This window comes from Pedobacter terrae (assembly GCF_900100705.1).
In the GTDB taxonomy this organism is placed as follows: Bacteria; Bacteroidota; Bacteroidia; order Sphingobacteriales; family Sphingobacteriaceae; genus Pedobacter; species Pedobacter terrae.
In genome coordinates, this window is record NZ_FNCH01000003.1 from 265,976 (window position 1) to 288,432 (window position 22,457).

Consider the following 22,457-nt stretch of genomic DNA (forward strand, 5'->3'; position numbering starts at 1 on the left):
ACGATCATACCTGAGGTATCGTCATTGCAAGGCCAATTTTTCGTTGTTCCCCCGCAATGACGACTCTTGATTATGCCTCTTTTAAATATACCTGTTGATTAGGTTTTCAAGATATTCCTGCTTTCCGCTGCGTACCTCTGGTTCGCCATTTTCTGCAGCGTAATTTCTTAAGTCTTCTAAACTTAATTTGCCTTGCTCAAATTCGGCACCCTTTCCGCTATCAAATGAAGCATAGCGATCGGCCCTTACTTTTTTGTAATCAGATTTTTGTAGAATGGCATCTGCAGTAACTAATGCCCTTGCAAAGATATCCATTCCGCCTACGTGTGCATAGAATAAGTCTTTCTGATCAGTAGAATTACGGCGGATTTTAGCGTCGAAGTTTACACCGCCACCTTGTAAGCCACCACCCTCTAAAATAATCAACATGGTTTCCGTTAGCTCGTTAATATCGTTCGGGAACTGGTCGGTATCCCAGCCATTTTGATAATCGCCACGGTTTGCATCGATAGAGCCTAATAAGCCATTATCAACTGCAACCTGTAATTCATGCTGGAAAGTATGTCCGGCCAGTGTGGCGTGGTTTACTTCTAAATTTAACTTAAAATCTGCCAACAGATCGTATTGTTGTAAAAAGCCTTTTACTGTAGCTGCATCGTAATCGTATTGGTGCTTAGAAGGCTCACATGGTTTTGGCTCAATAAAGAATGTTCCTTTGAAACCCTGTTTGCGTGCATAATCTTTAGCGGCATGTAAGAATTTTGCCAAATGCTCCTGCTCACGTTTCATATTGGTATTTAATAGGCTCATATAGCCTTCTCTTCCACCCCAGAAAACATAATTTTCGCCACCAAGGGCAATCGTAGCATCTAAAGCTGCTTTAACCTGGGCAGCGCCATGTGCCAGTACATGAAAATCCGGATTGGTAGAGGCACCGTTCATGTAGCGCTTATGGCTAAATAAGTTAGCTGTTCCCCATAATAATTTTACACCACTGTCTGCCTGTTTCTGTTTTGCATATTCAACAAGGGCCTGTAATCTGCGCTCGTTTTCGGCAACATCATCGCCATAATCTACCACATCCACATCATGGAAACAATAATATGGAATCTGCATTTTGGTGATAAATTCAAAAGCGGCATCCATTTTATCTTTTGCCCGTTCTACCGCATCTTTTTTTTCATCCCATGGGAAAACGTGTGTTGCACCTCCAAACGGATCTGCGCCATTACCATTAAATGAATGCCAGTATGCACAGGCAAACTTAAAATGCTCGCTCATGGTTTTGCCAGCTACTACCTTGTTGGCGTCATACCATCTAAATGCTAATGGATTATCGCTTTCCAGTCCTTCAAATTTGATTTGCTCAATGCCTTTGAAAAATTCCGTTGCTCCGGTTACTACTTTTGTCATGTTTTTTGTTTTTTTGGGTTGATGGCTCGCGGCCTATAGTTAATTAGTCAATGGTTGATAGCTTATAGCCGACTTATCGATGTGACATTAAACCATGAGCCATGAACCAAATTTATTTTGCTAATTGTTTTTCTAATATTTTTTTCCAATCCTGATAGATTGGCTCGTACTCAGTTGAATGTTGCGGTATTAAAGTTTTGATTACTTCGTGGTTGCTAAAAGCTTCTTCAGCGTTTTTAAAAATGCTGGCACCTATACCTGCACCTAAGGCTGCGCCTACACTGCCGTCGTTTTCGTAAAGTTCTACTGGAATGCCGGTAACATCTACAAAAGTTTGTGCAAATACATCACTTAAAAACAGGTTGGCCCTCCCGGCGCGGATAACTTTAGGCTCCATGCCATTTTCGCGCATAATATCCAATCCATAACGGAAAGAAAAAGCAATTCCCTCTTGTACCGCCCTGAAGATATCTGATTGATTGTGAAGGTTTAAATCGATCCCTAATAACACTGCCCCTGTGTATTGGTTATTTAACATCCGTTCTGCACCGTTGCCAAAAGGAAGTACTTTTAAGCCATTACTACCTATTGGTGCTTTTGAAGCCAGGATATTCAGGTCGGCATAGCTAGACTGTGGTGCGAAAATATGCTTTGCCCAACGGTACATGCTACCAGTTCCATTAATACAAAGCAAAACGCCTGTATGCTTTTTCTCTGCTGAATAAGTTACGTGCGCAAAGGTATTCACTCTCGATTGTTTATCGTAAGTAAGCTCATCGCTTACGCCATAAATTACGCCCGATGTTCCGGCTGTAGCGGCAACTTCCCCAGGTTTTAATACGTTTAGAGAAAGCGCGTTATTCGGCTGATCGCCTGATTTGTACGCTACCGGAATACCGGCTGGTAGATTTAATGCGTTTGCAATATCGGCTTTTAAATAGCCATGTTCCGAAAATAATGGTTTAACCGTTGGGATCAGGTTTCCCGAAATACCATAATAATCCATTACATCTTTAGAAATTTCATGGTTTTCAAAATCCCAAAAAATACCTTCAGATAGTGCCGAAATACTTGTGGTGATTTCTCCGGTTAATTTCATGGCGATAAAATCGCCAGGGAGCATGATTTTATCGATGCGGTTATAGATGTCTGGCTCGTTTGTTTTAACCCAGGCCAGTTTTGATGCCGTAAAATTGCCAGGAGAGTTTAACAGGTGTTTTAAGGACTTTTCATGACCAATTGCCTCAAAAGCACTATTGCCCAGTTCAACTGCCCTGCTGTCGCACCAGATGATACTATCGCGGAGTGCTTGCTGGTTTTGATCGACCACAACCAATCCGTGCATTTGGTACGCAATACCAATGGCTTTAATTTCTTTTGGATCAAAAAGACCTGTAGAATTTAATTTGAGGATGGCTTGTTGAACATTGTGCCACCAATCATCAGGTGATTGCTCTGCCCAGCCCGACTGTAAAGATTTAATGGCTGTTTCCTCTTCCGGATATTGAACGGAGGTTATATTTTTTTGTGTAGCTGCATCAACAATGGCTACCTTAATGGATGAGGTACCTAAATCAATGCCTAATAAATACATGCTTTCATCTAATTTTAATATTTGGTTATGCAAACGGTTGCATAAAGATAGTGCTAAAAATATAAAACGCAAATTTTTTATAAAAAGCTGTCAAATTAATGCAAACGGTTGAATCGCAATAATTTGTTTTTAGCTGGATATGGAATGCCCGATAATTTATATTTTTGCCTCCAGATAGAATGATGATACATGGAACAGATTACATGGGGCGATTTCGAAAAAGTGGAATTGAGGGTAGGTACTATTTTAGAAGCCTTCGAATTTCCTGAAGCCAGAAGACCAGCATATAAGGTAAAAGTAGATTTTGGCGAATTTGGCATTAAAATGAGCAGCGCGCAAATTACCAAACATTATACATTGGAAGAATTACCCGGAAAACAGATTGTTGCCGTGATAAACTTCCCTAAAAAACAGATCGGCAAATTTATGTCAGAATTTTTAGTGACCGGTTTTGCCGATGAAAATGGCGATATCGTATTAACTACGGTGGAGCGTGAGGTGCCGAACGGAAGTAAATTGGTTTAATAGTTAGCTTCCGAAGTTTACACGTAATTGCTGCGGCCAATTAGCCCTGATTGCAGCAGAAAGCCCGCAATCCCGGTTTTTCACCGGGAGAGGACTTGGAGCGTAAAGCAGGACTGAAGCAGCCGATAAGCGCTGATGCTGCGCTCCAAAACCTAACCAATTTTCAACTTAGACTTCAGCAGTTTTGCCGGCCCTTTGCCTTTGGAACCTTCGGAAGTCTTTTTGGCCATTATTACCCTATATTTGCCTCATGAGTTTTTACAATTTCGAAAATACCGATCCTGAAGAAGAAGATATTCATTATATGAAACTGGCTTTGAAAGAAGCAAAAAAAGCTTTGGCTGAAGATGAAATTCCGATTGGTGCTATTGTGGTAAGTAAAAACAGGATTATTGGCCGTGGTTATAATTTAACTGAGCGCTTTAATGATGTAACTGCACATGCCGAAATGCAGGCTTTCACTTCTGCGGCACAAACTATTGGTGGCAAGTACCTAAGAGATTGCACTTTATATGTAACCATTGAGCCTTGCGTAATGTGTGCGGGAGCAAGTTATTGGACACAGATTGGCCGCATTGTATATGGTGCCAGAGAAGAAAAAAGAGGGTTTATCTCCAAAAATACAAACCTGCTTCATCCTAAAACGGTATTAAAAGGTGGTGTAATGGCGGAGGAGTGCGGGATATTGATGAAGGACTTTTTTGCTAAGAAAAGGTAGTTAGTCTAATTGTCCTTGTTTTTAACAAGGATTATTGACCCGCGCATTTGTAATGCATTAAGCGCTGTTACGGCCATTCAATCGCTAATATTGAGCATCCTTCGTTGCCAAAGGAGAAGATGCTGATTTTCCAAAAACCTTCCAATATTAGAATCTTCAACATGATAGCATTAGCCCGGAAAATGATTTGATGATAATAACATGAACAAATCTTAACGTTCTAATGTTATATTTGCTACAAGAAATATTTTTAAATCTTTAAACATAAAACGTTATGGCTTTTGAATTACCTGCGTTACACTACGCAACCGATGCATTAGAACCGCATATTGATAAAACTACCATGGAGATTCACCATGATAAACACCACCAGGCTTATGTTACCAACCTAAATAAAGCATTAGAAGGTAAGCCAGAGGCAAATTCAAGCATCGAAGAAATTGTAAAACACATTTCAAAATTTCCTGCTGCTGTTAGAAATAATGGTGGTGGTCATTATAATCACTCTTTATTCTGGAACATTTTAGGACCAAATAAAGGTGGTGAGCCAACTGGCGATTTAGCTAAAGCAATTAACGAAACTTTTGGTTCGTTTGCTGATCTTAAAACTAAATTACAAGAAGCTGGTGCTACCCGTTTTGGTTCAGGATGGGCCTGGTTATCAGTAGGTGCTGATAAAAAACTTCAGGTTTCTTCTACTCCAAATCAAGATAATCCTTTAATGGATGTTGCTGAGGTAAAAGGAACACCAATTTTGGGTATCGATGTTTGGGAACATGCTTATTACTTAAAATACCAAAACAAACGCCCTGATTATTTAGCGGCAATTTGGAATGTAATTAACTGGGATGCTGTTGCAGAACTTTACAAAAAAGCTTTGTAAGCTAACATTCTATAAAATTTAAGAGCAGTCCCGGTGCAAACCGGGACTTTCTTGTTTTAAGATAATTAAGTAACTTCGCATATAAAATATTCGGAATGAAAAGGCTTGTAATCTTATTTTTAATTATTGTTGGTGTAAATGGATTAGTGCGTGCACAACAGAATAAAGTACCTACCCCAGCAGAAATTGCACAGAAGAATGTTGATGATCTGGAGAAACGATTAAAACTTAATGGTACGCAAAAAAGTGTAATCTACAGTTTTACTTACAACCAGGCTAAAGAACAGGCTGATTTAATTAAAAGGCAACAGGCAGGTAACTCTCGTGAGGAGGATGTAGATAAATTTTACAAACTTCAGAACGAAACCTCAAAAAATATCCGCAATGTTTTAAGGCCGGAGCAACAAACCGAATATGATAAAATTATTGAGGAGCGTTTAAGTGGCAAAGGATTAAAATCTAAGAACAAGAAAAAGAAAAAAGGCGAAGAGGAAGAAGTAGAAAGTGATATTAAAGGATTATTATCTGCACCTCCGGTAGAGAAACAAAATCAGTAATCCTGTGGGAGGAAGTATCTTTATCCCTATTGCGTCCGATAACTATCTTATCATGGACGCATTTATTTTTTATTAAACATATTCCTAAGGCGATCGTCATGCTGAATTTATTTCAGCATCTTTCCAGCTATTAAGTGATACTTATTCCTTAGGAAGCAATATTTTGGGGATAAATGTTGATTTTTTTCAATCTTTGCCTGGGCATTGTAGTTTTTCGCAGTTCCGATTGTTTTAGCAGTGTTTATGAATGCGGCGATAGACTTGGTAAGTTTTTCCTACGCTCTATCCTCTTAAACCTCGCAAGAAAGCTAAATTCCCACCACATCTTTTTTCTTTTTCTGCTTCATTGCTTTAGGTATAATGGCTAAAATCTCGTCTTTTAAAGCATTAAGCATTCGTTTTTTAATAAAGTTTTTGTGTGTAACCAAACTAATCTCGCGTACAGGTTCAGGCGATTTAAAATGGCGTATTTTGCTGGATTGTTTAGCGTTAAGCTCGGCTATGGCCAGTTCAGGTAGTAAGGTAGCCCCACCATTTAAATCAACCATACGCACTAGGGTTTCTACACTGCCGGTATTATACTCTAATCCCTGCAATCTATTGTTTTTTGTAGAGCGGCAAATGTTTAATACCTGATTGCGCATGCAATGACCTTCATTCAAGAGCCAGATATTTTCGTCGTTCAGGTCTTCGGCATCAAGAGCCTTCTTTTTATACAGCTTACTGTTTTTGCTGATATAGCTTACAAAATTTTCGTAATATAACGGTATTTCCGTAATGTTCGGGTCAGTTAATGGGGTAGCTAAAATACCGCAATCGAGCACACCGGTTTTTAGGTGGTGGATAATGTCTTCAGTGGTATATTCCCAGATCAAAAGTTTCAATTCCGGATATTTATCCAGCATGGCCGAAATCACTTCAGGTAGTAAGTATGGGGCGATAGTTGGGATTACTCCAATTTTCAGTTCGCCAAGTACATCTTGTTGCTGACTGCTAATCAGTTCTTTAATTTTCCCGCTTTCTTGTAGGATGATTCGGGCCTGTGCAATAATCTGTGCACCAATTTCTGTCGGACTTACAGGTTGTTTACTTCTGTCGAAAATTTTAACGCTAATTAATTCCTCCAGTTTTTGCACCTGCATACTTAAGGTAGGCTGAGTTACAAAACACTTTTCAGCTGCGGTTACGAAACTTCTATAAGTATCTACGGCAACAATATATTCGAGCTGAACTAAAGTCATATAGGCAAAATTGATTGATGATGTCAAATATATCAATTTTAACTATAATGGAAAACGTTTTACATTTGGAATAACTACATCGTTAATTCTGAATAGATTGAACCGGGAAATTTTAATTAAAATGAGCCGTTTAAACAAAAGGTTGATCAGTTATTTTAATCTGATTGATTTAATTTAGGGTAATTATACTATCACCATCTAAGCAGATTAATTAGTATTTTAGTTTTATGAATAGAACCAGTTTTCGCTTATTCCTACTTGTCGTTTTTCTTCCGCTAGCCATTGCGGTAAACGCTCAGACTAAACTCCCCGAGTGGGCATTAGGACCATTTGTAAGGACAGAAAATGTAAATCCCATTATTTCGCCAAAAGCAGAAAGTGTTTTTTTCGACCCGATGAGTAAACAAAAAATACCCTGGGAAGCTGGTGATGTGTTTAATCCGGCCGCTACGGTACACCAAAATAAGATTTATGTACTATATCGCAGTGAGGATCGTTCTGGCACTGGAATAGGCATGCGTACGTCCAGAATAGGAATTGCGGAAAGCAATGATGGGATTAAAATGAAACGCAATCCTGAACCAGTACTCTATCCGGACGAAGATGAGCAGAAGGCAAACGAATGGCCGGGTGGTTGTGAAGACCCGCGCATTGCTGTTACAGCAGAGGGGTTATATGTAATGTTGTATACGCAATGGAACCGCAATATATTCCGCCTGGCAGTAGCTACTTCCAAAGATTTAAAACACTGGGACAAACACGGCCCTGCGTTTAGTAAAGCCTATAATGGTAAATTTAAAGATCTCAAATGCAAATCCGGTTCAATTGTTACGAGGTTAGAAAACGGTAAACAGATTATTGCCAAAATAAACGGTAAATACATGATGTACTGGGGCGAACGTTTCATGAATATTGCGACCTCTGTTGATCTCATCAACTGGCAGCCGGCTTTAAACACAGCAGGTGATCTGGATTTAATTGTGAAACCCCGAAAAAAACATTTTGATAGCGACCTGACCGAATGCGGTCCGCCGGCCATTGTTACAGATAAAGGTATTTTAGTTTTGTATAATGGCAAAAACAGGGGCGATGGCGAAAGAGATGCTAATTATGTTGCCAATACCTATTCGGCCGGACAGGTGTTGTTCGACCTGAAAAATCCCTCAAAAGTGATTGCGCGGCTCGATCAACCTTTTTTCGTGCCTACTGCGCCGTTCGAAAAAAGCGGACAGTACCCCTCTGGTACGGTTTTTATTGAAGGGCTGGTTTATTTCAAAAATAAGTGGTTTTTATACTATGGCTGTGCTGATAGCCGGGTGGCAGTAGCCATTTATAATCCTCGTGTTAAAAAATAAGGTGTAAATAAAAATGAGGCTATATCATAAATTGTAATTCCATCAGATTTGGCACGTCGAGCTTAGCCTGTACTGAGCTTGACGAAGTATCGAATGCCATGTAAGACATTTAAAACTGGTCTTTCGGCAAGCTCAGGATTGACAATTCTATATTTATAAGACAAGCCCCACCATTGTAAAATTCATTTAGTACCGGCTTTCGAAATCCTGATAAGCCAGGGAAATACCTTCTCTAAGCTCAATTTTATGTTTCCAGCCCAAACTATGGAGTTTGCTCACATCCATTAATTTACGCGGCGTGCCATCTGGTTTAGTGGCATCGAATACCAGTTCCCCATCGAAACCCAAAACAGCTGCAATCAGCAAAGCCAGATCTTTAATGGTTAAATCGTGCCCGGTACCAATATTGATCAGATTTGGCTCATTATAGTTTTGCATTAAGAAATAACAGGCGTCTGCTAAATCATCGGCGAATAAAAACTCGCGCATCGGTGCGCCAGAACCCCAAACCACAACTTCTTTTTTATCGTTAACTTTTGCCTCATGTACCTTACGGATCAAAGCAGGTAGAACATGCGAATTTTGAGGATGATAGTTATCATTAAAGCCATATAAATTTGTTGGCATTACAGAAATAAAATTACAGCCATACTGAGCGCGATAGGCATCACACATTTTAATCCCTGCAATTTTGGCAATGGCATAAGGCTCGTTGGTGTGTTCTAAAGTACCTGTTAAAAGGTAATCCTCTTTTAAGGGTTGTGGCGCCATTTTAGGATAAATACAGCTTGAGCCCAAAAACATAAGCTTTTTAACACCATTTACGTAAGCATTGTGGATTACGTTATTTTGTATGGCTAAATTCTCGTAAAGAAAATCGGCCCGGTAGGTATTGTTGGCTTCAATGCCACCCACCTTTGCTGCTGCAAGAAAAACATAATCTGGCTTTTCTGCGGCAAAAAAGTCGGTAACTGCCTGCTGGTTGCGCAGATCAAGCTCTTCTGACGTTCTGGTAATAATGTTTTCGTAACCCTCTTTTTGCAGTTTGCGGTAAATGGCCGAACCTACCATACCGCGATGGCCTGCAACATATATTTTCGCGTTTTTTTCCACAGTAATTTTTATAGGTTACAAAAATACGATTACTAAAGAAGATTGCCGCTAATCTTTACAGCAAAAGAAACTTCGATTATTGATTTAATTGTATTTTTGCAGAAAAAAAACTTTTGGGTAAAGATAAACTTAGGCGTTTTGCAGAAATAGAAACATTCGCAAACGTATATCAATTAGAACAAGGAAAAGCTTTAAAGGGGAACTGGGCTTCAGCACATTTTAAAAATACAAACCCTATTGTGCTGGAACTGGCCTGTGGAAAAGGCGAATATTCAGTAAATCTGGCCAGGCTGTTCCCAGGGAAGAATTTCATTGGTGTTGATTATAAAGGTAACCGCATCTGGCGCGGGGCCAAAACCGCTATTGAAGATGGAATTGATAATGTTGCTTTTTTAAGGATACAGATTGAAAACTTATTGGACTACTTTAATGAGGGGGAAATAGACGAAATCTGGATCACCTTTCCCGACCCACAGCCACAGGATAGCCGTGAGAAAAAACGTTTAACTTTTCCGGCATTCCTGAATCGTTATAAACTGGTTTTAAAACCGGGTGGATGTGTTAATTTGAAAACCGATAATGATCAGTTATATGCATACACTTGCGAAAAAGTTGCAGAATTGAATTTACCTGTGCATAAAAATACCGATCATCTGTATACTTCAGATCTGGTTGATGAGGTATTATCGATCAAAACCTATTACGAGAAGAAATACTTGTTGCACGATAAAAATATTAATTATATTCAATTTTCTTTTGAATAATGGATATCAACTTTTACGAACAGGTTTATGAGATTGCCCGGTTAATTCCGAAAGGAAGGGTTACGTCTTATGGCGCTATCGCGAAAAGTTTAGGTGCGGCAAAATCATCAAGAATGGTCGGACATGCTATGCTGTATGCCGGAACAGCCCATCCGCAGGTACCGGCACATCGGGTAGTAAACAGTAGTGGCCTGCTTACCGGTAAGTTTCACTTCAAGCCACCAGCGTTAATGGAAGAACTGCTAAAAAAAGAAGGTGTTGAAGTGAAAAATGATAAGGTGGTAAACTTTAAACAAGTATTCTGGAATCCGCTGGAAGAAATTACAATATAACGGGTAAATTCCGTTTATAATCAGTAAGGGTAAAAATGATCAAAATCAATAGGCCAAAGCTGGCAAAGAAGATTTCGTCTACTAAATTCCCTTTAAAAATTGTAAACGCTAAAACAACAAGTATAACACTAACGAAACACTCGATAAGGCCGTGAAGTTTAAGATGGATAACTTTAAAAATACCACCACTAAAGTTAGTCATGATCGTTAATAAAAAATGAACGATACCTAACGCATAAGCCAATGTAGAGGCTGTTTTAGAAAGACCGAAAACATCTGGTGAAGCCAACAAAAGCATAATTAACAGGTAATCTAAAACCGCATGAAATTTTGGAGATATTATTTTCATAATCAAATGTTTATAGCCTTAACAAATAACAGTTAAAAAAGATTTTTAAAATATGGGAAAGCTTGTAGAAGAGTTTAACGGCTATCGTGAAAAAATGAACGATAGGATTATGGAAACGGCAAATACGAATATTAGGCGTTTTTTTGCCCTTGATACAACCACCTATGCCGATGGAGCCTTAGATGTTAAAACAAAAGAAATGTTGGGTCTTGTTGCTTCTATGGTTTTGCGTTGTGATGATTGCATTAAATACCACCTGGGCAAATGTTTCGATGCCGGCGTAAATCATGATGAAATGAACGAAATTTTCATGATCGCCAACCTGGTTGGTGGTAGCATTGTAATACCGCATTATAGGAGGGCTGTAGAGTATTGGGATGAGTTGAGTTCGGAGTTGGGAGTTTAGAATCTTCAGTGTACACGTCATGCTGAATTTATTTCAGCATCTTTTGTGAAAATCAATTAGAGATAAAGACCCTGAAATAAATCCGATAGCTATCGGATCAGGGTGACGATCTCCATTTGAGATTTCTCTTTGAGAAGTACGAAACCCTTGAAACAAACCTACCATTAAATGTAACCTGTGTGAAGTTTCAAACTAAAAACTCCCAACTCAATTCGCATAATATGACTCACGACTCTGGACTCACGACTAAGGACTCCGTAGTCCGCTGTAGCTGGGCCACTTCCGATCTCCTCTACATCAAATATCACGATGAAGAATGGGGAAAGCCTGTTTATAATGATAAAATTTTATTTGAATTTTTAATCCTCGAAGGCGCACAGGCTGGTTTAAGCTGGATTACCATTCTCAGAAGACGCGAAAACTACCGTAAAGCTTTTGTAGATTTTGATGTGAATAAGGTTGCTGCTTTTACCGAAAAAGATGCAGAAAGGTTAATGAACGACGAAGGTATTATCCGTAACCGTTTAAAGGTGAATGGTGCCATTACCAATGCCAAACTGTTTATGGAGATTCAGCAAGAATTTGGCAGCTTCTCTAAATACATGTGGAGTTTTGTTCCTGATGGTAAGCCCATTTTAAACCACATTGAAAAAATGAGCGATGTTCCGACAAGAACCGAACTATCCGACCAGATCAGTAAAGACATGAAAAAACGTGGCTTCAAGTTTTTTGGCACAACCATCTGCTATGCGTTTATGCAGGCAACGGGCATGGTAAACGATCATTTGTTAAACTGCTGTGCAAGATAATGTTTGATTCCTTTACACTGCATACGGAAAGATTTTTATTAAGGCAGTTCTGCGCTAGCGACCTGGCATTTGTTTTTAAAGGATTATCCCATCCAGATGTCATTCGTTATTATGGGGTAAGCTATATGAGCCTGTCCCACACCAAAGATCAACTTATATGGTTTGACGAAATTCAAAAGAATGGAACAGGCATTTGGTGGGCAATCTGTGATAAGGAGAGACTGACTTTCTTAGGTGGAATAGGACTTAATGATCTAAATAAATCAGATCAAAAGGCTGAAATAGGTTTCTGGCTGTTGCCAGAACATTGGGGGAAAGGAATCGTTAAAGAGGTAGCAAATCCCATTTGCAATTATGCCTTTGAGAATTTAGGTTTAAGGAAAATCGAGGCCATGGTTGAAACAGAAAATGAGAACAGCAAAAAGGTACTAAAAAAAATTGGTTTTGATTATCAAGAAACGCTAAAGGGTTACGAAATTAAAAATGATGAGTCTATCAGTTTAGAAATCTATATAAAACTTAAGGTTAATGATATTACTTAAACGATTTTTCCATCCCAAACTTCATTAATCCTGATTTTATTTTTTTGTAGCATTATACTCCTTTACCCATTCAATAACATCTCTGCTATTAAAATCTGTTCCGGCTTCAACTTTAGCTTTTAAAGCAGGCTGATCGCCTATTTTCTGCAACAGGATATTTTTAACCTCCATTTTTTTGGTGTCGTCGGTTATTGCTTTCATCGGTACTTCCTGTAATGGCCCTGCGCCAGGTTTCTCAATAAAGTAGCGAACAGTGGGTGCGCCTGCAGGTCTTTCCGGTGCGGCATTACGTCCGCCGCCGATGCTAATGCCCCCGCCCATACCCATGCCACCAAAACCTCCGGTGCCTGTTCCAATCCCAATTGAAGGTCTGAATTTTACCTTTTTCTCTTTTGCCTGTGGAACCAGGGTTCCGCCACCAAAAGAATAAAGATTTACGGTTCCCATTTCAATTACCTTAACAAAACGATATTCGAAATTGCGCCCATTTGCAAAGCCTTTGCTCACAAAGCTATCGCCATTCCAGAAGAAATTTTTAACATCCTTTGCTGGCAAAATCACATCGGCTTCATCGTTGGCACTAATAAAAACAGAAAAATAATCCGTGCCTTTTATGGTTCCGCGGATGACATCGTCATTATTTTTAACGATAAAATCCTGGGCATAGGTGGTAAACGTTATTGAAAAAAATAAAATAAAAAGGTTAAAAATCTTCATAAGTTAGCAATATCGGATACAACGTAAATTATTTAAAAATAATATCCAAAACAGTAATGATTGAAACGCTCTCAGCATTTTGGGATTTCTTAAAAAAGCCAAAACTTCTAAAACTCAGTAAAGATAATAAATCTCTTTGGAGAGATCTAGTATGGTTGATTATACTCGATTTATTATTTGCCGGCATAACAATGGGCATTTATTATACGCTGATTCATTTCGAAATTATAGATGAATATGTTGAAAAATTCGATATTCTGAAAAAACTCGGTTTAACTGTAGCGCTGCTTACTGCTTGTATTTTAGCTCCTTTATTAGAAGAATCATTGTTTAGGTGGCATTTAAGAAGTAAATACCTACCCATATATTTTGTTTGTTTTACTTTAGCCTTAATAGCCGATTATTTTATAAACAGCCCCTTTCTAAAATGGCCAATTTATACTTTTTTCTTTTTCATATCCCTCATTATACGCGGATATTTTAAAAGAATGAATATCCGTAAAAAGGTGGTTTTCCAGCGGCAATCTTTTGGATACCTCTTTTATTATTCAGCCATCATATTTGGTTTAATCCATTTAACCAACATTAAAGACTTAACGCTTAGCGATCCGGTCTTCATTATATTTGTAATTTCGCAATTCTTTTCCGGACTATCTATGGGCTATATGCGAATTAAATATGGTTTAATCTACTCCATCTTACTACACAGCATCTTTAATTTTATAATGATATTACTAGAGTTCTTTTTCAGTTAAATTGAAACTATATCTTTTCTAAACCTTTAACTTTGGTTACTTTTATCATCCGGTAAATTCATTTATCGGTGCTATCATTAAATCGGTGAAATCACATGAATAATAAAAAACTCTTTCTTCTAGACGGTATGGCGCTAATGTACAGGGCGCATTTTGCACTCAGTAAAAATCCGCGTTTTACCTCAACAGGCATCAATACATCCGCAGTGATGGGCTTTACCAATACCTTATTGGATGTTGTGAAGAAGGAAAAACCAACGCACATTGCAGTGGTTTTTGATACCGATGCACCTACTGAAAGACACACCTCTTTCGAAGCCTATAAAGCGCACCGCCAGGCCATGCCCGAAGATCTGGCTGCAGCCATGCCTTATGTACTTAAATTGATTACCGGTTTTAATATCCCTGTAATTACCTCTGATGGTTACGAGGCAGATGACATTATTGGTACACTAGCCAAAAAAGCAGAACAAAAGGGCTATCAGGTTTATTGTATGACACCTGATAAGGATTTTGCCCAGTTGGTTTCTGAAAATATCTTTATTTACAAACCTGCCCGTATGGGTAATGATATGGAAATATTAGGGGTAAAAGAAGTGTTGGCCAAATGGGAGATCGAAAACGTATTGCAGGTGATTGATATCCTGGGATTATGGGGAGATGCCGTAGATAATATTCCGGGTATTCCGGGTATTGGGGAGAAAACCGCAAAAGCGCTGATTAAACAATACGGTTCGATGGAGAACATTATTGCGCACTCGCATGAGCTAAAAGGAAAACAACGCGAAAACGTAGAAAATTTCGCAGAGCAAGGTTTAATATCCAAAAAACTGGCCACGATTTTATTGGATGTTCCGGTCGAACTGGATGAAGCCAGTTTAGAACTTTGCGATCCGAGCAGGGATTTATTAGAGCCGTTGTTTACTGAGCTAGAATTCAGGACATTAGGTCGCAGGGTATTTGGTGATGAATTTTCGGTAACCACAGCACGCTTTCAAGAGGGCACACAGACAGATTTATTTGGCAATCAATCAGGAGAAGCCATCCAGTATACCAATACGCTGCAAGAAGAGCCCGAAGAAAAACTGCCGGCTAAAACCATTGAAAATACCGAACATGATTACCAGCTGGTTGACTCGGCTGAGCAGCGCGCCGATCTGATTAAATTGTTACTTGCTGAAAAGCGGATTTCATTCGATACCGAAACCACAGGTACTGATGCAAACATGGCCGATTTAGTGGGTTTATCGTTTTCTGTTAAACCTGGAACAGGTTATTATATTCCGGTTCCTGCAGAAAGAGAAGAAGCCCAGTTAATTGTTGATGAGTTTAGAGTGATATTGGAAAATGAGAATATTGAGAAAATCGGTCAGAATACCAAATACGATATTCTGGTTTTAAAATGGTATGGTGTAGAGGTAAAAGGAAAACTTTTTGATACCATGCTGGCGCACTATTTAATCGATCCGGATACCCGCCATGGGATGGATGTTCTATCAGAGAACTATCTTGGTTATTCCCCAATTTCTATTACCAGGTTAATTGGGCCAAAAGGTAAAAATCAGCTTACCATGCGCGATGTTCCTGTAGTGGATGTGGTAGATTATGCTGCTGAAGATGCCGATGTAACGTTGCAATTGGCGCATATTTTTGAACCGAAATTAAAAGAGTTAAATGCAGCCAAACTTGCCGAAGAAATTGAAAATCCTTTGGTTTATGTATTGGCAGATATAGAGAAAGAAGGAGTTCGCATTGATATCGAAACTTTACAGGCTTATTCTAAAGAGCTGGAGACCGAAATCATCAAGTTTGAACAGAATGTGTACGACAAAGCGGGAATAAAATTTAACCTGGCTTCACCAAAGCAATTGGGAGAGGTTTTATTTGATAAACTTCAGCTTGATCCTAAGGCTAAAAAGACTAAAACAGGTCAGTACCAAACTGGAGAAGACGTTTTGACAGCCCTGGCCAATAAGAGTGATATTGTACAGGATATTTTAGATTTCCGCCAGTTACAGAAACTAAAATCAACCTATGTTGATGCATTGCCGCTCATGGTCAACCCTAAAACTGGGCGGGTGCATACATCCTACAATCAGGCTGTTGCAGCAACGGGAAGATTAAGCTCTAATAACCCGAATTTACAGAATATCCCCATCCGTACAGAACGTGGAAGAGAAGTGCGTAAAGCCTTTATTGCAAGGGATGAAAACCACATTTTGTTATCAGCCGATTATTCGCAGATAGAATTGCGCATTATTGCCGAAATCAGTAAGGAAGAGAATATGCTCGATGCTTTTAACAAAGGAATCGATATCCATACGGCAACAGCGGCTAAAGTATATGGTGTAAGTATCGAAGAAGTAGATGGAACGCAACGCAGAAATGCCAAAGCGGTTAACTTCGGCATCATTTACGGTCAATCTGCCTTTGGTTTATCGCAGAACTTAGGTATTCCGCGTAAAGAAGCAGCCGAGATTATTGAACAGTACTTTGCACAGTACCCTGGCATTAAGCGTTACATGAGTGATACCATGAATTTTGCACGCGAGAATGGATTTGTAGAAACCATTATGGGGAGAAGACGTTATTTGAGAGACATTAACTCGGCTAACCAAACAGTAAGGGGTTTTGCCGAACGAAATGCCATTAACGCACCCATACAGGGCTCTGCGGCCGATATGATCAAGATTGCCATGATTAATATCCATAAAGAGATGAAAGAGCAAAAATTACAATCGACCATGACCATGCAGGTACATGACGAGTTGGTTTTTGATGTACTGAAATCCGAAAAAGAAACAATGAAGTCGATTATCCAGGATAAAATGGCTAATGCGATTAAATTAACTGTACCAATTGTGGTAGAAATTGGTGAGGGCGAAAATTGGCTGGCTGCACATTAATAACGACATTGCAGCATATTTTTGGACAACTTTAAATTTTTACCTAATCATATTACTTTTAAAATGAATTTTGTTTTATCTCTTTTGTTATTATGCTTTACGGTTCAGCTTTCTGTTGCCCAAACAGATACATCATTTTTGAAAATACAAGAAACGGTTCGCACAGATATGCAAACTGTAAACCTACTTAAGGGGCTTACAGTTAAAGATCAGGCGGCAAAAACCTTAATGGCAGAGAAGACTGCAACCTATTTAAATGCTATTGATTCTATTGACGTGGAAATAGTCAACAATAGGGTTAGATCCATTTCGGTCTATTCCCAAGATCAGGATTCTTATACCAGAAATATTTATTTTACAGTAGTAAATCCGGCCAATAACTCAATTTCGATAAGCGAAACCTGCAAATCAGATTTTAACCTCAAGAGTAAAAAGGATAAAGCGATAGCAAGGGGTATGGATTCTATCACTGATATTGTTGCTACAGGAAGTAGAACTGGCTACAGGCTTGTTTTCAGAAGATTAAAGGCTTAAACCGTGGAATAAAGGTGTTGTTGATCGCAAACAGATCAAATTTTATGATCTTCATTAAAACTTCATATCGATTTAGGAATTTTATATCATTAAAAATAAACGAGTAAAACGAAAATCAGAAATTATGAAACCTCGGAGTGAAACGAAGAAGCTTCATAACAATTAAAAACAAATCTAAAAAAGATGAAAAAGTTATTGAGTTTAATCGCAATCGCAGCATTTGGTTTAACAACAGCATTTGCTCAAACACCAGCAACAACAACTCCGGCTAAAGCTAAAACAGTTGCAAAAAAAGAAGTAAAAACAACCACAGCACCGGTTAAAGCGGGTGCAAAACAAGAGGCTAAAAAAGTAGAGACAAAAACCACTACTACGGCTACTAAGGTAAAAGCAGATGGTACGCCAGATATGCGTTTTAAAGAAAATAAAGCAAAAGCAGTAACTAAAGTTGCTGGTCCAACTAAAAAAGATGGAACTGCAGATATGCGTTACAAAACAAACAAAGCTGCTGCTAAAAAGAACTAGGTTCAGGTTTATAATTTGAAGGGTCTCCAATGAAAATTGGAGGCCCTTTTTTGTTTAAGATAATTTAATATTAATAGCGTCACCCTGATCCGATAGCTATCGGATTTATTTCAGGGTCTTAATAGCTGGAAAGATGCTGACCACGCAGTAGCTACAAGACAATTGAAAATACTAACTTCTACTTGTAAAATAAATTCAGCATGACGATCATATCAGGTAAATCATCAAAATATTTTCGTTGGCCTTGATTTGTAATTACGGCCTTTGAAACGCGGATTTGTAATCCGCATGAGATCATAAACTTATGGTTTCACCAATTGCTGGTAGTAATAAGGTTTTCTTTTCGCGTGCAAATTTATCTAAAGCAGTCTGGGTATCAATTTCGATTACCGGGAAAGTATTATAATGTACGCCGATCACCTTGTCGCAATCGAAATATTTGGTCGCAATTAAAGCATCGTCCACATCCATGGTATAATTCCCACCAATTGGTAAGATGGCATAATCCAGGTTGTAAATCTCAGCTAAAACTTTCATCTCGATGGTTAAACCCGTATCGCCTGCAAAATAAATTTGTTTGCTGTCTACTTCAAGCACAAAACCAGCAGGATTTCCGCCGTAACTTCCATCAGGTAAACTAGATGAGTGTGTGGCGGGTACCATTCGTACAACTCCCCAATCGAAAGTGAATTTACCAAAATTCATTCCGTGCACTTTTTCTATGCCCTGTTTTGAAATCCAGTCGATAATCTCAGGCATCGCAATAACCGTAGCCTGTGTTTGTTTAGCCAGGGTAACTAAGTCGGCTACGTGGTCTGCATGGCCATGACTCACCAAAATATAATCAGCCTCTATCGCTGTAGTGTCTATGTTTTTAGCTATTGGGTTGTGTGATATAAATGGGTCGAATAATAGTTTTTTACCAGCTGCTTCCAACAAGAAACAGGATTGGCCGTAATAGGTATATTTCATAATTACAATATCAAGTGATGAGATTCTAGTGTCAGGTATTAAACGCGGATCAAGATCGATTTAGTGTAACCACCTTATTGGCCAAACATACCGCCCAAGCCACCCAGCATATCTTGCGCCGATGCCTGCATTTCGGCTGCACTTACTTGCTCGGCGCTTGCCATGGCTTTGTTAATAGCGGTTAGCAGCAGTTCTTCCAGTTCTTCTTTGTCAGCACCTTTTAAAAATTCTTCATCAATAGCAACCCCGGTAATGGCTTTGTTTGCCGTTGCAGTAATTTTGATGGCGCCATTTTCAACTTCTCCATATACCGAGATCGTATCCAGGCGTTTTTTAATTTCTTCGGCTTTTTGTTGCGCCGCAAATAATTTATCGAACATAATCGTTTTTTATAATGAAACTAAATTCGGCCTAAAATCGTATTGGCCTCATCAAGGAAGCGCTCAATCTTTTTAGTGCCTATAAAGCTTTTAAGGTTTAAGATGGTTGTTTTGTTTTTGGCAGGCAAAAAAATCTCCGCCCTAACCTCGGTACCAGAATAAATTAGATTGGTAGTTTTCCGGATAACCTGAAAGCGGATCAGATCATCAAAAGGATACTCTTTTACCACACGGCCTGCAAAGGTTGAGCGGATAATCATTCTTTGGCTTTTATCAAAGCGAATATTGGAGGTTGCTGCAAAAAGAAGCGCGAAGCCTATCGCCGCCGGGAAATAGGTGAGAAGTATTTTTTGAATAGATCCTTCGTTTGCCAAAAAATCGGGGCTAAACAATATGGCAACGGTAGCGCCGATAAAAATCAATCCAATAATAAAACTCCCTATCTTATTATCCCGCAAGAGGTAAACACCACCTTCTTCTCTGAAGAATTTAAAGTCGTAAATGGCCTGTTTATAAATTACTGGTGCATTGGCGAACACGAGTTCATCAATTTTTGGTAATACCTCCTGCTGATAAGCAATGAGATTGGCATTAGTAGCCTTACTATATCCGGCAGAAACCAGTAAACCTCTTCCATGCCTGTTACTTTTTCTGAACAGTTTATAATTAAAGCCGCTTCCTAAAATTTCGTATGGTTCTATTGAGGCGATATCATCAAAGGGAATCGACCCAGTCGGTAAAAATCCAATCTTCTTGTATAAAATCCTGCTGCTTCCGTCAAAAACTACCTTTGTTTCGGCAGCAAAGATCAGCATTAAAGGAATCAATAAAAGAACGCCATAATACCCGAAAGTAAAACCAGTAGAATAACCTTGCATTGATCTTGATAAAAAGAAAATGAAGGCTGCAAATAGTACAAAAAAAATAATACCAATAATCCTTAAATTCCTTTTAGGATAGATGGTTAATGTACCCGGTCCGATTATCCATTTTGTTTTTGCCATAAATCTAATCTTCGTCTGAACCAGGCAAACTGCCGTTGCCATGGTATGCACCCTTACGGATAATTGGCATGTCGAAGTGTTTATAAAGATCGTCGAGATGCATTAAACTTCCGTTGGTCAGGTTGCCTAAAAACACAATAACAATGTTTTTGTTTAGATCTCTTACATAAATATGGCGGAAACCATGCCACCAACCTGTATGGTACACCACTTTGTCCATTTTTTCACCATCGAACATTCTCCAGCCATAACCATAGTTAAAATGGCCATTTACAGGCTTATTGCGACCTACATAAGCAGAATCAAGACTCTTTTTGGTCAATAATCTGCCATTCTTTAAATATTTATCAAAGAGCACTAAATCATGTACGGTGCTATAAATGCCTTTATCTCCAACCGGACCATCTAAAAAGTTCTGTGCTACAGAATAACGCCATGTACGATCGTGGCCAACTACATCAACCGGAATTTTTTCATACTCCGTTGTGCTGTATACGTGTGTATGTTTTAATCCGGCTGGTTTAAATACATGTTCCATCATATACTGTGAGTAACGCTGTCCGGTTACCTTCTCAATAATGGCACCCAATACCATAAAGTTTGAATTGTTGTAATGGAAACGGTTATCTGGCTTGGTGTATGGATTAGGTTTACGCTCGGCAATAACATTCATTACTTCCTGGTTGGTAACGCCTTTTTTCATGTTGCGTTTTTCTTTACGCCAGATATCATCGATAAAATATACGTAATTCATCATACCGCTCCGGTGCGAAAGCAGCAGTTTTACCGTAATGCCATCATAAGGGAAGTTAGGGTAGAACTTTTTTACATTATCGTTTAACGAAAGTTTTCCGGCTTCTACCAGTTGCATAATTGCTGTACCGGTAAAAGTTTTGGTAATGGAAGCCAATTCGAACTCTGAATTGATGGTTAAACTATCACGGTGAAGGTAATCTGCCCATCCGATCGCTTTTTCGTAAAGAATTTTCCCATCTTTTGCCACCAGCATATTCCCGTTAAAGCCATATTTTTTATGAAGATTATCTACAAAATCTGCAATCCATTTGTCGCCTTTTTGCGGGTTATAAACCAATAAAAGGCTGTCTGCCTTATCGTCTTCTTTGGTGCGTACTTTTTTTTCAGCTGCCTTTTTCTCTTCAGTTTTTTTACTGGAGCAAGCAGTTAGTAAAGTGGCTGAGAGGGCTAATGCTGAACATATGTATCGAAAATTCATTTATATTAGGGATAGTGTATTTAAAACCCGAAAATTAAAGAATTTTAGACGGTTGCAACAAAAGAGTTTTACACATTTTCGCAATTTTGGCCATACCAGCATTCAAATAAGTGGCCTTTGCTTCCATAAACAGGATCGCTATCTGGATTTTTCACTTTAGCAATGGTTTCATCTGCTTCAGGACGCTCCTCAGCCTTGCCATATTTAATATCGTAATCTGATCCATTCGGATATGCCCCAACAACCGTGAAGTCATCGGTTGAGTTTAGTTTTTTATGCGCTACACCTGCCGGGATGATAATCACATCGCCTTTATCCAACTCGATGCAAACACCGTGCTCACCACCAAACTGCACATCAGCTTTGCCGCAAAATACGCCCATTACTTCGTGTGTATTGCTATGGTAATGGTGATAATCGAAGATACCATCTACCCAGGAATTGGTGTAGCCATTTTGTGCAAAAACCTTTTTAATTACCTCTTCAGTATCATCAGGATGCAACCTGAAGGTGCCTTTGTAAATCATCAGTGGCAAATTTGGATTATTCGGGAAATGGCCATTCTCTTCTATCTTATGTGCAACCAGATAAGCTTCTTGTATCAATTTTTCTTTGTCCATGATTTTCAGGGTGTTTTAATCATTAACAAAGGAATTGGAAAAGGGTTTCGAGATTTGATGAATTGGGATGATAGTGATTTGGTCGGTTGGTTCCAACAGATTTCACAGATAAGATACGCAGATTTATATAAAATTTGTCGTCATCTCGACTGGAGCATCGCGGAATGCCTGCCCGTACAGGCGGGGAGAGATCTATCTAGACAGATTTC

25 protein-coding genes are annotated in these 22,457 nt (G+C 38.9%); 14 read left to right on the forward strand and 11 right to left on the reverse strand.

Annotated elements, in window-relative coordinates:
- Positions 1-81: 81 nt before the first annotated feature.
- Positions 82-1,413: a xylose isomerase gene (gene xylA, locus BLR60_RS05980; RefSeq protein WP_090497798.1), complete on the reverse strand. Its 1,332-nt coding sequence runs from the start codon at positions 1,411-1,413 to the stop codon at positions 82-84.
- A gap of 112 nt (positions 1,414-1,525) precedes the next feature.
- Positions 1,526-3,007: a xylulokinase gene (locus BLR60_RS05985; RefSeq protein ID WP_090497801.1), complete on the reverse strand. Its 1,482-nt coding sequence runs from the start codon at positions 3,005-3,007 to the stop codon at positions 1,526-1,528.
- Positions 3,008-3,196: 189 nt separating this feature from the next.
- On the opposite strand from BLR60_RS05985, the gene BLR60_RS05990 reads away from it, so the two are divergent.
- The 4 genes from BLR60_RS05990 to BLR60_RS06010 all read left to right on the forward strand — a co-directional run bounded on the left by BLR60_RS05990 (position 3,197) and on the right by BLR60_RS06010 (position 5,690).
- Complete coding sequence (locus BLR60_RS05990) at positions 3,197-3,532, forward strand: tRNA-binding protein (RefSeq protein ID WP_090497803.1); 336 nt, start codon at positions 3,197-3,199, stop codon at positions 3,530-3,532.
- Between the two features lie 250 nt (positions 3,533-3,782).
- Positions 3,783-4,250, forward strand: coding sequence for a nucleoside deaminase (locus BLR60_RS06000; RefSeq protein WP_090497807.1), 468 nt, complete (start codon positions 3,783-3,785; stop codon positions 4,248-4,250).
- 274 nt (positions 4,251-4,524) lie between these two features.
- On the forward strand, positions 4,525-5,133 hold the full coding sequence (locus BLR60_RS06005) for a superoxide dismutase (RefSeq protein ID WP_090497809.1): 609 nt from the start codon (positions 4,525-4,527) through the stop codon (positions 5,131-5,133).
- A gap of 95 nt (positions 5,134-5,228) precedes the next feature.
- Entirely contained in the window at positions 5,229-5,690 is a 462-nt protein-coding gene (locus BLR60_RS06010; RefSeq protein ID WP_090497811.1) for a hypothetical protein, read from the forward strand.
- Between the two features lie 308 nt (positions 5,691-5,998).
- Here the strand turns inward: BLR60_RS06010 and BLR60_RS06015 are convergent, their stop codons facing one another.
- Entirely contained in the window at positions 5,999-6,931 is a 933-nt protein-coding gene (locus BLR60_RS06015; protein WP_090497813.1) for a hydrogen peroxide-inducible genes activator, read from the reverse strand.
- 227 nt (positions 6,932-7,158) lie between these two features.
- Here BLR60_RS06015 and BLR60_RS06020 point away from each other — a divergent pair, with 227 nt between their 5' ends.
- On the forward strand, positions 7,159-8,286 hold the full coding sequence (locus tag BLR60_RS06020) for a glycoside hydrolase family 130 protein (protein ID WP_090497815.1): 1,128 nt from the start codon (positions 7,159-7,161) through the stop codon (positions 8,284-8,286).
- A 186-nt stretch (positions 8,287-8,472) separates the two neighbouring features.
- On the opposite strand, the gene fcl is transcribed toward BLR60_RS06020, so the two are convergent.
- On the reverse strand, positions 8,473-9,399 hold the full coding sequence (gene fcl, locus BLR60_RS06025; protein ID WP_090497817.1) for a GDP-L-fucose synthase: 927 nt from the start codon (positions 9,397-9,399) through the stop codon (positions 8,473-8,475).
- 113 nt (positions 9,400-9,512) lie between these two features.
- On the opposite strand from fcl, the gene trmB reads away from it, so the two are divergent.
- Both trmB and BLR60_RS06035 read left to right on the forward strand, forming a co-directional pair.
- Positions 9,513-10,163, forward strand: a complete 651-nt coding sequence (gene trmB / locus BLR60_RS06030; protein WP_090497819.1) for a tRNA (guanosine(46)-N7)-methyltransferase TrmB — start codon at positions 9,513-9,515, stop codon at positions 10,161-10,163.
- Positions 10,163-10,495, forward strand: a complete 333-nt coding sequence (locus tag BLR60_RS06035) for an MGMT family protein (RefSeq protein WP_090497821.1) — start codon at positions 10,163-10,165, stop codon at positions 10,493-10,495. Before trmB ends, BLR60_RS06035 begins: the two co-directional genes overlap by 1 nt.
- Here the strand turns inward: BLR60_RS06035 and BLR60_RS06040 are convergent.
- Positions 10,485-10,844 (reverse strand): hypothetical protein, encoded by a 360-nt coding sequence (locus tag BLR60_RS06040; RefSeq protein ID WP_090497823.1) that lies wholly within the window; start codon positions 10,842-10,844, stop codon positions 10,485-10,487. The genes BLR60_RS06035 and BLR60_RS06040 overlap by 11 nt on opposite strands.
- 52 nt (positions 10,845-10,896) lie before the next feature.
- Here BLR60_RS06040 and BLR60_RS06045 point away from each other — a divergent pair, with 52 nt between their 5' ends.
- From BLR60_RS06045 to BLR60_RS06055, 3 genes are all read left to right on the forward strand, one after another.
- On the forward strand, positions 10,897-11,250 hold the full coding sequence (locus BLR60_RS06045; RefSeq protein WP_090497825.1) for a carboxymuconolactone decarboxylase family protein: 354 nt from the start codon (positions 10,897-10,899) through the stop codon (positions 11,248-11,250).
- A gap of 221 nt (positions 11,251-11,471) precedes the next feature.
- On the forward strand, positions 11,472-12,059 hold the full coding sequence (locus tag BLR60_RS06050; RefSeq protein ID WP_090497827.1) for a DNA-3-methyladenine glycosylase I: 588 nt from the start codon (positions 11,472-11,474) through the stop codon (positions 12,057-12,059).
- Positions 12,059-12,601 (forward strand): GNAT family N-acetyltransferase, encoded by a 543-nt coding sequence (locus BLR60_RS06055; protein ID WP_090497829.1) that lies wholly within the window; start codon positions 12,059-12,061, stop codon positions 12,599-12,601. The genes BLR60_RS06050 and BLR60_RS06055 overlap by 1 nt, the downstream gene beginning before the upstream one ends.
- 36 nt (positions 12,602-12,637) lie before the next feature.
- Here the strand turns inward: BLR60_RS06055 and BLR60_RS06060 are convergent, their stop codons facing one another.
- Positions 12,638-13,318, reverse strand: coding sequence for a hypothetical protein (locus BLR60_RS06060; RefSeq protein WP_090497831.1), 681 nt, complete (start codon positions 13,316-13,318; stop codon positions 12,638-12,640).
- 56 nt (positions 13,319-13,374) lie between these two features.
- On the opposite strand from BLR60_RS06060, the gene BLR60_RS06065 reads away from it, so the two are divergent.
- From BLR60_RS06065 to BLR60_RS06080, 4 genes are all read left to right on the forward strand, one after another.
- Entirely contained in the window at positions 13,375-14,073 is a 699-nt protein-coding gene (locus BLR60_RS06065; protein WP_090497833.1) for a CPBP family glutamic-type intramembrane protease, read from the forward strand.
- A gap of 95 nt (positions 14,074-14,168) precedes the next feature.
- Positions 14,169-16,979, forward strand: coding sequence for a DNA polymerase I (gene polA, locus BLR60_RS06070; RefSeq protein WP_090497835.1), 2,811 nt, complete (start codon positions 14,169-14,171; stop codon positions 16,977-16,979).
- Positions 16,980-17,042: 63 nt separating this feature from the next.
- Positions 17,043-17,513 carry a hypothetical protein gene (locus tag BLR60_RS06075; protein ID WP_090497838.1) on the forward strand — a complete coding sequence of 157 codons (471 nt, stop codon included), beginning with the start codon at positions 17,043-17,045 and terminating at the stop codon, positions 17,511-17,513.
- A 183-nt stretch (positions 17,514-17,696) separates the two neighbouring features.
- The gene (locus BLR60_RS06080; protein WP_090497841.1) at positions 17,697-18,038 is read left to right on the forward strand and encodes a hypothetical protein; all 342 of its coding nucleotides are present in this window, start codon (positions 17,697-17,699) and stop codon (positions 18,036-18,038) included.
- A gap of 294 nt (positions 18,039-18,332) precedes the next feature.
- On the opposite strand, the gene BLR60_RS06085 is transcribed toward BLR60_RS06080, so the two are convergent.
- From BLR60_RS06085 to BLR60_RS06105, 5 genes are all read right to left on the reverse strand, one after another.
- Positions 18,333-19,010, reverse strand: coding sequence for a metal-dependent hydrolase (locus tag BLR60_RS06085; protein ID WP_090497844.1), 678 nt, complete (start codon positions 19,008-19,010; stop codon positions 18,333-18,335).
- Positions 19,011-19,084: 74 nt separating this feature from the next.
- Entirely contained in the window at positions 19,085-19,390 is a 306-nt protein-coding gene (locus tag BLR60_RS06090) for a YbaB/EbfC family nucleoid-associated protein (protein WP_090497846.1), read from the reverse strand.
- A gap of 20 nt (positions 19,391-19,410) precedes the next feature.
- Positions 19,411-20,394 carry a hypothetical protein gene (locus BLR60_RS06095; protein ID WP_090497848.1) on the reverse strand — a complete coding sequence of 328 codons (984 nt, stop codon included), beginning with the start codon at positions 20,392-20,394 and terminating at the stop codon, positions 19,411-19,413.
- A 4-nt stretch (positions 20,395-20,398) separates the two neighbouring features.
- Positions 20,399-21,628, reverse strand: coding sequence for a serine hydrolase domain-containing protein (locus BLR60_RS06100; protein ID WP_090497850.1), 1,230 nt, complete (start codon positions 21,626-21,628; stop codon positions 20,399-20,401).
- Positions 21,629-21,696: 68 nt separating this feature from the next.
- The gene (locus BLR60_RS06105; protein ID WP_090497852.1) at positions 21,697-22,248 is read right to left on the reverse strand and encodes a cupin domain-containing protein; all 552 of its coding nucleotides are present in this window, start codon (positions 22,246-22,248) and stop codon (positions 21,697-21,699) included.
- Between the last annotated feature and the right edge of the window lie 209 nt (positions 22,249-22,457).